Origin of the sequence: Pseudomonas sp. 22515, from assembly GCF_052044625.1 — a bacterium.
GTDB classification, from domain to species: Bacteria; Pseudomonadota; Gammaproteobacteria; order Pseudomonadales; family Pseudomonadaceae; genus Aquipseudomonas; species Aquipseudomonas alloputida.
This window is the reverse complement of sequence record NZ_JBQENN010000074.1, coordinates 1-663: the sequence shown is the minus strand read 5'-3', so window position 1 is coordinate 663 and position 663 is coordinate 1. Positions and strand designations below refer to the sequence as shown.

1 protein-coding gene is annotated in these 663 nt (G+C 65.5%); it reads left to right on the top strand.

Going from position 1 to position 663, the window contains the following annotated elements; genetic code table 11:
- Positions 1-663, top strand: a 663-nt coding sequence (locus ACTJJN_RS26995) for an Ig-like domain-containing protein (protein WP_440781795.1), incomplete at both ends; no start/stop codon positions are given.

The following is a 663-nucleotide window of genomic DNA, read 5'->3' as shown; positions in this document are numbered from 1 at the left end:
CTGGGCACTGCCGTGGTCGGCCCGACCGGCGTGTTCAGCCTCAACCTCAACCCGCCACAAGTTGACGGCGAAGTGCTGCAAGCCACGGCGACCGATGCCGCTGGCAACACATCGCCAAGCAGCGCAGTTACCGCACCGGATATCGACGGTATCGATACCACGCCACCCGCAGCCCCGACTGACTTGGTGATCGGTCTTGCCGGTAGCCAGCTTAGCGGTCGAGGCGAAGCCGGCTCTACCGTGCAGGTACGTGATGCGGCAGGCAACATCCTCGCGACTGGCACCGTCGCTGCAGATGGCACCTTCGTCATCGCCCTGGACCCTGCCGTCAACGACGGCAGCACCTTGCAAGTCACCCTCACCGACGCCGCCGGCAACGTATCCCAACCGGGCTCGGTCACCTCGGCTGACTTGGTGCCGCCCGCACAACCAACTGACCTGGCCTTGGCCGATGGCGTCACCTTCACTGGTCGCGGCGAGCCCGGTGCCACTGTTCAGGTACGCGATGCCGGCGGTGCTGTCATCGGTACTGGTGTCGTCGGTGCCGACGGCCTGTTCAGCCTCACCCTGTCGCCGGCCCAGACCAATGGTGAAGCACTCGACGTGCGTCTGGTGGATGCCGCCGGCAACAGTTCGATACCGCTGGAGTTCACAGCCCCGGAT